A 7940-nucleotide genomic window follows, 5' to 3' on the forward strand; every position below is an offset into this window, starting at 1 on the left:
GACGGGGAGCAGGGACAGCTGGAATATACGCTGCGCTATGAGCTCTCCTCTTTTCCGGAGCATGTTGCGAACATCATTTCAGCTCGCAACGCGCTGGAAGAAAGCAGTCGGGTCTGGTTGCAGGAGCAGCTTTAGGTAGCCCTCTTATCCCCCATGCGGGGCAGTGACAAAGGGAAGGTGACCGGACTTGATCCAGAGCTTGGCGCCCTCTTCTCCTGCTGTGATGTTGAGGTCATAGCCGATGGGTACACGGAGCCAAGCGTGTTCGGGAAGGTCCTCTCCGTCTTCGATGATTGAGCCTTCCAGCACGAAGATCTCTGCTCCGCCGTCAGCCTCAACCGCATGGTTTGCACCTGCCTGCCAGTGCTCCATGCGCACGTTCTCGCGTTCATCCTGAAACAGAGGTGAGACGGCAACGCCTTCGCGCGTAGCATCGTTTACGCGGCCAAGTTTGTTGGTGTCCACGCGCACATGGGTGCGGTCTGCAAGGTCGAACTGCCAGAGTTTGACGAGGATGGTACAGCCGGGTTCAGAGGCTGGTGTGTGTTTGGATTCAGGTGGGTTGCGGATGTAGGAGCCAGCCGGGAAATCCCCGTGCTCATCCTGAAATACTCCCGCTAGCACAACAAACTCTTCTCCGCCTGTATGGACATGCTCAGAGAAGTGGCTGCCGGGTGCGAAGCGAACAACGGTGGTTGCTCGTGCAACTTCATCTCCCAAACGATCAAGCGGCCTGCGCTCAACGCCTTTCATTGGGGACGCGACCCAAGGAATATCGTCGCTGAACTCAACCACTCGCTTTGAAAAATCACCGTTGATCTTCACTGAAGCCTCCATCACATGATGCTCTCAAGTTAAGCACACTTGTCGCTCATTTACAGATGTTAGCGTGCTGTTAGGGATCACTTCATTGTTAAGCTGTTTGTTGCATTCCGTTCCCAGCAGTCCCTTGTTAGGCTTCCGGCGATTTTCTGATGCACTGCGCTGTGCAACTACGGGACGCCTGACCATGAGCCTGCTGGCAGATTTACTTTCCACCCTTTTTGATCGTCGTTATGTTTTTATGGGCAAGCGGGATGAGCGTCCCCTTACCGAGCTTTGCAATGCCTTGATGAGCAGTCAAGGAGACGTTTCCGGAGCTGCCATTGCCCACGAGATTCTGGATGGCTACGCCACCACAGATACTGAGGGAAAGCGGGCGTTTTTTGAGCATTTGAACCGCGAAATGGACATCGATCCAGATAAGCTGGAGAGTGTTGTTTCCAGTTATAAAACAGAGCGAACGGAAGCCAATTACCGAAAGCTAGTAGAGGCGGCGGAGCCAAAACGGCAGGAGTTGGCGCGGCGGCTCAATCAGGTTCCAGGTGCCACTCATCAGCTGGTACATATGCGCAAGGACTTGCTGGGTTTCATGAAGGAGCAGCCGAATCTGGCGCGCACTGATCTGGATTTCCAGCACCTGTTTAACTCGTGGTTCAACCGTGGTTTTCTGGTGCTGCGGCCTATCAGCTGGGACAGTCCGGCGCAGATACTGGAAAAAATCATCGCCTATGAGGCCGTGCATGCCATTGATAGTTGGGATGATTTGCGCCGTCGTTTGCAACCGGAAGACCGGCGTTGCTTTGCCTTCTTCCATCCCTCATTGCCAGATGAGCCGCTGATTTTTGTGGAAGTGGCGCTGACCAAAGGTGTGCCCTCGTCCATTCAAGGCGTGCTTGCAGAAGAGCGGGTTATTGTGCCGGTTGATGAAGTGGATACGGCGGTCTTCTACTCGATTTCTAACTGTCAGAGCGGGCTGGCAGGTGTTTCCTTTGGCAACTCGCTGATCAAGCAAGTGGTGCAGGATCTTTCGCGTGAGCTTAGCCAACTGAAGACGTTTGTGACGCTGTCCCCGCTCCCTACTTTCTGCAAGTGGGCCAAAGAGCAAGAGATTGAGCTGCCGGAGACTGATGCAGCCCTTAAAGAACTCGCTGCTTATTACCTTCTTGAAGGCAAGCGGAAGAACGATATGCCGTTTGATCCGGTGGCTCGGTTCCATCTTTACAACGGCGCGCTGGTGCATGACGTGCATGTGGGGGCGGACACTTCTGAGAACGGCAAAAAGCAATCGGCGGGGGTGATGGTGAACTATCTTTACGATTTGCAAAAGATCTCGCAGAACCACGAAGTGTTTGCGAATAAGAAGGAAATCGTGGCCTCCAAACGGGTGCAGGCGCTCGCAAAGGCTGGTGTTGTGCAAACAGCATCTCAGCCCAAGAGCGATGTTGCCTAGCCGACAATCTTTCGGAGTGCTTTGTTCAGCGGGGCAAGCCTGCGCGGCATGGGCAGGTAGACATCCTCAAATAGCTTCTTGTAGAGCTGGACCGTTTTAGGGTCCGGCTTAAACACTTCATTCTGCCGGGTCATGGCTTTCATGGCCTGCGTGAAGTCAGGGTGGACCCCAGCACCCACACTTGCGGCAATGGCAGCGCCCAGACCAGCGGTCTCAAAGGTATGCGGGCGCTCAGTGGGCAGGCCGAAGATGTCTGCGGTGATCTGCATGATGGCGTCAGATTGAGAGCCGCCGCCGGAAACACGTAAGACTTTGATCTTCTCGCCGCTTTTACGTTCGATCCGCTTCAGACCACGATGCAGTTCCAGCGTGATACCTTCAATAATAGCCCGGTAGATATGGCCTCTGGTATGGACATCTCCAAAGCCGATAATCGCGCCTTTCACTGGCGTGGAGCGTCCGTTATCGCGGCCCCATTTGGGCAATAAAGTCAGACCATGGGAACCGGGAGGCGTGCTGTTGAGCAGGTCATCAAAGAACACTTCGACTGGGCTGCCAATCTCTTTGGCTTTTTCCTGCTCTGGGTGGCCGAACTCTTCCTTGAACCAATTGACCATCCAGTATCCCAGAATGACAGAGGTTTCTGGCGTGAACATACGCGGCATTCCGCCAGCATAGGCAGGTAGAGGGCGTTCCACCTCGAAGTATTTTCTGGAATGAATGGTCGCCGTTGCCCGTGTGCCGTAGCTGAGGCAGCCAACGCTAGCATCCACTGCGCCGCAGCCGACAGCTTCACATGCTTTGTCAGCAGCTGCGGAGATGACCGGCAAACCTTCTGGCAGTCCAGTGTGCTGCGCGGCTTCTTCACTCACATATCCTATGGGATTTCCGGGCTCGATGAGCTCTGGTAAGTGGCTGCGTTTGAAGGCGAAAAGCTTCCAGAGAAAGTGGTTATCACTCGCCCACTGCTGCTTTTTGTAGTCGTAAGGAATGTAGCCAACTTGTGCGCCTGTTGAATCGCGAAAAAGGTCTGTCAGCTTGAAATTGAGATAGCCGGAAACTTGTAGGAACTTATAGGTCTTCTTCCAAATTCCGGGTTGGTTCACCGCGATCCAGTTGACCTCGCATTCGCTGCGTACACTCTTGATGGACCGGGACAAGCCTGCCACGCCGAAGATTGTTTTCCAAAGCAATGGCAATGGTTTCTGTTGGTCTTCAATGCGCTCGTCCATCCATGTGATGGCAGGGCGCAAAGGGATGCCTCTTTCATCAACTGAGATTTGGGTGCCGCGCTGTGTGGTGACACTCATGGCTTTGACGGCAGCTGGGTCAGCTCCTCGGTCCCATAACTCACGGCAACAGCGACCCAGCAGCTCCCAGAGGATAAGCGGGTCAATCTCCGACCAACCGGGGTTGTCGCTTCGATAATCCGTGATCGGCTTTTGCACCTTGGACAGGAGCGTCCCGTCTGGAGAGAACAGCAAGGCCCGGATGCTCTGACTGCCGCAGTCGATGGCGAGAAGTGTTTCCGTCATCCAGCAGTCACCTCATGCATCATTTCCTGCTCTTGCGATGTACATGTTGACGGCAAGCTGTAGTGATCTCGCCAAATCTTCCGATATCGCGACCACTCATCCTGCCATTTGTCCATGGACCACCCCAATTTATCTCTCAGCCGTGTTTCCAGCTCATCAGCCAATGCTGTCCCGCCTTCTTCCAACACTAAGCCAATTCGCGTGCGGCGCAAAAGGAGATCGTCCAAATGCACGACTTCTTCATGCATGATGGCCCACTCAAGCTCTGCCCAAGTACGATTTGTACCGCTGATGAAAGAAAGACCATCGGGAGACATTGCTGCAATAAGTGTTGGAAGATCAGCGCCATAGTAACCCTGCAGCCGTTTGAGTTCTGCTTCTGGCAGGTCCCTACTGGCTTTGTCGTCAAGGGTGCTTTGCTGGGGTTCAAACACATAGTCTCCTGCCCGCTCCATGTTCTTCCCTTTCAGATAGGTCGCACAGGTTTCCAGCACTTGCTCTGCCATCACGCGGAAGGTGGTGAGCTTGCCGCCTGTGACAGTGATGGTGCCATCATCATCCCACACCACTTGGTCGCGTTTGGCTTTTGACGGATGTAATTCTTTGGGGTCTTCGCCTTCATTACCCACGATTGGTCGGACGCCAGACCATGTTGAAATGACGTCTTTTTCAGTGAGCTTTGTGCCGGGGAAGTTGTGGTTGGCACCAGCTAGAAGATACGCCACCTCCTCCGGTCTGATCGCAGCTTCCTGATCCAGATCCTCCGAGTGATCCAGATCGGTCGTCCCAATCACCGTGCGGCCCAGCCATGGGTAAATGAAGACGCCGCGTTTGTCCTGCGGGTGCAGGTAGGTCAGGCATTGATGCACTGGCATGCGCCAGGACGGGATGACTATGTGGCTGCCCCGTAAAGGGCGAATGCGTTTGGTCTGGCCTAGCTGCTCACGCAGGTCATCCGCCCAGACCCCGGTCGCGTTGATGACTGTTTTGGTTGAGATTGCAAAGACTTCGCTGGTTTCCTGATCTTGCACCTCAAGGAGTTTTGATCCTGCCCCGTCACTATGGACCATCTTCACAGCAGCATAGTTGAGCGTGGTTGCGCCACTTCTTCTGGCATCAGCAAGGACACGGAGCACAAGACGACTGTCATCTGTGAGGGCATCTGTATATTGCGCTGAGCCCAGCAAACCATGTTCATTGAGCCCCGGCAAAGCAGCGATGGTCTGGTCGCGGTCCAGATATTTGTGGTCGCGTTTTCTGGCGAAGTATCCGTAGATGTTGAGGAGGACAGAGAAGGCGCGACGGGTTGGGAACTGCTTTTCGCGGAACGGAAAAAGGTAGCTCATGGGTTCAATGAGGCCGGGAGCTTCCTGCATCAGTCTTTCGCGCTCACGCACAGATTCCCGTGCCAGCCGGAACTCGCCTTGAGACAGGTAACGTAGGCCACCATGCACCATCTTGGAGGAGCGGCTGGACGTGCCCCATGCATAATCCTGCTTTTCCAGCAGCAGAACATCGAGGCCAGCTCGTGCTGCCATCAACGCAACACCAGCTCCGGTGATGCCACCGCCAACAACAACCATGTCCCAAGGCTTACTGCGCTGTTTTATGAGCGACAGTTTTTCGTGCCTGCTGAGTTGCCCTGTATTTGCCATTGCACCCTCCTCCAATATTGAGAGTTATGCGGGTTCTGTGTTGCCTACGGTTTCCTCGGAGATCAAAACGCCGGGGTTCATTCGCTGGTCAGGATCGAAATTGTGGCTCAGTGCTTTTAAGGCACTCATGCCCAGCGCACCTTTTTCTGCAGGCAAGTACGGTGCGTGGTCACGCCCGACACCATGCTGGTGGCTGATGGTACCGCCATGGGCAACCACGGTTTCAGACGCGACTTTCTTGATGATTTTCCAGCGTTCCAACGTCTCCTCATAGGTGCTGGCAACGGGGAACAGGTAGGTGGTGTATGCGCTGGAGCCCTGCGGGTAGACGTGAGACAGATGCGTAAATGCAAACACTGGAATGCCTTGCTCCTTCAGTGCTTTGGTGACGCTCTGTTCAACCACGTTGATGTAGGGGCGCAGGGCCGACCAGTCCATTGCCGTCTCAAAGGTATCGACGCCCACACCATGTTCCCATAATGGGTGGCGCAGGTATGGTCCTTTGAAGCGGCCTTCCTTCCATTTGTCGCCCAGCATCTTGGAAAGAACGCGCTTGGCGCCGTGCTGCTTCAGGCAGGTGTTCGCAAGTTTCTGGTTTACGGAAACTTGCTTCTTTGATCCTGTCAGCCCGAATGTGAGCATGCATTTCTGGTCAGTCAGGCCCTTGAGCTTGAAGAGCATGTTGAGCTTGGAGAGCTTCTTCTCCGGCACAGCCAGTTTCAGGCTGACGTCGGTTTCCGTTGCATTGCTCAGGCGCATCATGGAGAGCGGAATGCGGCCTTGCGTGATGGCCTGCACTGCAGCGACACCGCTTTCCCAATCCGGCATGAAGACCGTGTAGAACTGCTCGGTTTCAGCCAATGGTGTGACGCGTAGTTTTACTTCAGTCAGGATGCCAAGTGTGCCTTCAGAGCCGAGCACCATTTCCCGCAGATCAGGGCCAGCAGATGATGCGGGGAGACTTGGAATTTCCAATGTTCCCTTTGGCGTTTCCAGCGTGCCACCCGCAAAGAGCTGCTCAATGCGGCCATACCGCAGAGATTGTTGGCCAGAGGAACGCGTGACGACCCAGCCGCCTGCGGTGGAAAGCTCAAAGCTTTGCGGGAAGTGGCCGAGTGTGTAACCGATGGCTGCCAGTTGGGCTTCCAGATCCGGCCCGCGTACGCCAGCTCCGAAAGTCGCGATCTGGCTTTCCTTGTCGAAGTCCAGCAGGCGATTCATACGCGTGAGTGCGATGGTAATCTGCGGTTTCTCACTGGCAGGACATGCCAAATGGCCGACAACGGACGTGCCTCCGCCATACGGGACGAGGATCACATCTTGCTGTGCTGCCCAGTCCATAAGCTCACGGATTTGCTGGGAGGTTTCCGGAAAAGCGACTGCATCGGGGATGTTTTCAAACTTGCCACTGCGCATTTGCAGCCAATCTGAGAAGCTCTGCCCAGATGCATGCCTGATGCGCGTTGAGGGCGTTTTATCCAGTAAGGGATGGTCTGGTGCGCGAGACGCCGGAACACGCTCAATGGCGCTTTGCAAGGTGGCGTCAGATAGCGGATGAGTCTCGCCTAAAAGCTCTGCGATCAAGGCCTTAGCAAAATCGGCCAGCTCCGCCTGGTGCGTATCATCGCCCCAACCGTTCCATCTTCTCATCTTCGTCGCTCCCCCACACGTATAAACTGTGCTGCGTGACGCATGCTACACAGAGTTTACGCATAGGGAAACTATGCAAGTGGATTATTTTGAGTGATGGCTAAAATACGCCGCGTTACACGATAATCTTCTGGCTCATCTGCTTGCCAACCCCGAAAACGCGCTTATAGCGTTCAATTTCTTCACGTGATCCCATAGCCTTATTGGGATTGTCGGAGAGCTTGACCGTTGGTTTGCCGTTTGCAGAAATGGCTTTGCAGACCAATGAGAACGGCGCCAAGGCATCATCTGGCACCAGCCCGCGGAAGTCGTTGGTGAGCATGGTTCCCCAACCAAAACTACACCGGACGCGGCCATGGAACTTACGCTGGAGGTGGGCGATCATGTCTTCGTCCAACCCATCAGAGAAGATGACGCGCTTTTGCGTTGGATCTTCACCGCAGGCTTTCCACCATTTGATGGCGGCTTCTGCGCCTTTGACTGGGTCACCGCTGTCGATGCGGATGCCTGTCCAGGAGGACAGCCAGTTCGGAGCGCGTTTCAGGAAGCCTTCGGTCCCAAACGTGTCGGGCAAGATAATGCGCAGATTGCCATCGTGCTCTTCCTGCCAGTCATTCAGCACCTGATACGGGGCGTCGGCAAGTTCCTCGTCACTTTCTGCCAGAGCGGAATAGACCATTGGCAATTCGTGCGCGTTGGTGCCGATTGCTTCCACTTCGCGGCGCATTGCGATCAGGCAGTTGGATGTGCCGACAAATTTCTTGCCGAGGCCTTCCATCATGGCCTGCACGCACCAGTCCTGCCACAGATAGGAGTGGCGGCGGCGGG

5 protein-coding genes and 1 pseudogene are annotated in these 7940 nt (G+C 54.9%); 1 reads left to right on the forward strand and 5 read right to left on the reverse strand.

Annotated features, from left to right (window positions below):
* Positions 1-144 precede the first annotated feature (144 nt).
* Positions 145-825 (reverse strand): cupin domain-containing protein, encoded by a 681-nt coding sequence (locus tag PsW74_RS24470; RefSeq protein ID WP_063287422.1) that lies wholly within the window; start codon positions 823-825, stop codon positions 145-147.
* Between the two features lie 184 nt (positions 826-1009).
* On the opposite strand from PsW74_RS24470, the gene PsW74_RS24475 reads away from it, so the two are divergent.
* Positions 1010-2272: a malonyl-CoA decarboxylase gene (locus PsW74_RS24475; protein WP_063287083.1), complete on the forward strand. Its 1263-nt coding sequence runs from the start codon at positions 1010-1012 to the stop codon at positions 2270-2272.
* Here PsW74_RS24475 and PsW74_RS24480 read toward each other — a convergent pair.
* The 4 genes and pseudogenes from PsW74_RS24480 to PsW74_RS30035 form a co-directional block, all read right to left on the reverse strand.
* On the reverse strand, positions 2269-3807 hold the full coding sequence (locus PsW74_RS24480) for an FGGY-family carbohydrate kinase (RefSeq protein WP_063287082.1): 1539 nt from the start codon (positions 3805-3807) through the stop codon (positions 2269-2271). The genes PsW74_RS24475 and PsW74_RS24480 overlap by 4 nt on opposite strands.
* Positions 3804-5462 (reverse strand): glycerol-3-phosphate dehydrogenase/oxidase, encoded by a 1659-nt coding sequence (locus PsW74_RS24485; RefSeq protein WP_063287081.1) that lies wholly within the window; start codon positions 5460-5462, stop codon positions 3804-3806. The genes PsW74_RS24480 and PsW74_RS24485 overlap by 4 nt, the downstream gene beginning before the upstream one ends.
* A gap of 24 nt (positions 5463-5486) precedes the next feature.
* A complete protein-coding gene (locus PsW74_RS24490) occupies positions 5487-7112 on the reverse strand; it encodes an FAD-binding oxidoreductase (RefSeq protein WP_063287080.1) in 1626 nt (541 codons plus the stop codon).
* Positions 7113-7227: 115 nt separating this feature from the next.
* Positions 7228-7940: pseudogene (locus PsW74_RS30035) on the reverse strand (nicotinate phosphoribosyltransferase); the annotation flags it as partial.

Origin of the sequence: Pseudovibrio sp. W74 (genome assembly GCF_001623085.1) — a bacterium.
Lineage (GTDB): Bacteria > Pseudomonadota > Alphaproteobacteria > Rhizobiales > Stappiaceae > Pseudovibrio.

Bases quoted from the DNA above. Each gene is read 5' to 3' on its own strand.
- PsW74_RS24475 (WP_063287083.1), top strand. From the start codon at position 1,010: ATGAGCCTGCTGGCAGATTTACTTTCCACCCTTTTTGATCGTCGTTAT.
- PsW74_RS24480 (WP_063287082.1), bottom strand. From the start codon at position 3,807: ATGACGGAAACACTTCTCGCCATCGACTGCGGCAGTCAGAGCATCCGG.
- PsW74_RS24485 (WP_063287081.1), bottom strand. From the start codon at position 5,462: ATGGCAAATACAGGGCAACTCAGCAGGCACGAAAAACTGTCGCTCATA.
- PsW74_RS24490 (WP_063287080.1), bottom strand. From the start codon at position 7,112: ATGAGAAGATGGAACGGTTGGGGCGATGATACGCACCAGGCGGAGCTG.